The organism is Pseudomonas sp. P5_A2_2, from assembly GCF_054177685.1.
On sequence record NZ_JBGCUL010001056.1, the window covers coordinates 1 to 1481 of the forward strand.

The following is a 1481-nucleotide window of genomic DNA, read 5'->3' on the forward strand; positions in this document are numbered from 1 at the left end:
GCCTACGCCTTGCTCGAAGCCGCACGCCTGTGGCATCGGCCGGACTATCACCAAGACGCCCTGCAGCTGATGGCGACGATCGAAGCGCAACTGGTCGTCAAACTGCCCGGGCTGGGCCCGATGGTACTGCCTGGACCACAGGGTTTCGTCCAGCCGGATGCTCTCTGGCGCCTGAACCCCAGCTACCTGCCACTGCCGCTGTTACGGCGCCTGGCCAAGGAAGCACCCTCCGGGCCCTGGCAAGCGATTGCCGATAACACCGCGACGATGATTGCCCAATCCAGCCGCCACGGTTTCATCGCTGACTGGGTCGGTTATCAAGGCACTTCAGCACAATCGGGTGTCTTCGTGAGCGACCCGATCAACGGCGACACGGGCAGCTACGACGCCATTCGCGTGTACCTCTGGCTGGGCATGAGTGATACCTCCGAACCGCTGGCAGCGCTGCTGCTCAAACGGCTGGACGGTATGGCCCGCAGCACTGTCGCGACGGGTTCCCCCCCGGAAACGGTCCGGCTTCTGCACGGCAGTGTCCAGGGTCAGAGCCCTTTCGGATTCCGGGCTGCACTGATTCCCTACCTTGAGGCCAAGGGGCAACCCAGGTTGGCCGATCAGCAACGAGACCGCGTGGAAGTCGCCTTGCGCGAGGCGCTGGCCAGGCCCGATGCCGACGCCGGTCCGCCGCGTTACTACAACTTCATGCTCAGCCTGTTCGCGCTCGGCTGGGCAGATAAACATTATCGATTCCGGGAAGACGGAACACTGAAACTCTCCTGGGAGACCGCATGCACGCGCACCACCGCACGCTAGCCATCGCCGTCATGAGCGCATGGACGGCTGCTGCCCACGCTCAAAGTCCGACGCCACAGACATTGCTCGTCGAGCAAGGGCAGTACTGGCAGTTGCATAAAAACCCTCAACGCGCGGCGGAAGTCTGGCTGAAAGTCCTGTTGCTGGACCCGGTCCAGGTTGACGCACTGTATGGCCTGGGCTTGATCGGCGTGCAACAGGACAAGCCACAACAGGCGCAGCAATACCTCGCCCGCTTGCAGGCCATCCAGCCTTTGCCACGGCAGGCACTGCAATTGGCACAGGACATCGCCCTGGCACAACCGCAGAACCAGCAGCGCCTGGAAGAGGCTCGGCGCCTCGTCGATGCCGGTGAGCGTGACAAGGCGWGCGTGGTGTTTCGCTCGCTGTTCGATGGCCGTCCACCTCAAGGTACGATCGGCCGTGAGTATTACAACAACCTTGCCTTCAATCAGGCTGACTGGGCTGAGGCACGCAGCGGACTTCAGCGCCTGCAACGTGAGATGCCCAACGACTCGATCGTCGCGCTGTTTTACGCCAAGCATCTGGTACGCCATGAAGACAGCCGTGCCGAGGGCATCCGCGCCCTGGYCGCGCTGACCCAACGTACCGACATTGCCGGTGATGCCGACGAAAGCTGGCGCCTGGCGCTGACCTGGATCGGTCCGCCC

1 protein-coding gene and 1 pseudogene are annotated in these 1481 nt (G+C 63.2%); both read left to right on the forward strand.

The genetic code is table 11. From position 1 onward, the window contains the following. A partial coding sequence (locus ACXRVY_RS28725; RefSeq protein ID WP_458238920.1) for a glycosyl hydrolase family 8 occupies positions 1–810 on the forward strand: 810 nt, incomplete at its 5' end. Continuing rightward, positions 786–1481 (forward strand): annotated as a pseudogene (locus ACXRVY_RS28730) (cellulose synthase); the annotation flags it as partial. The gene ACXRVY_RS28725 and the pseudogene ACXRVY_RS28730, both read left to right, overlap by 25 nt.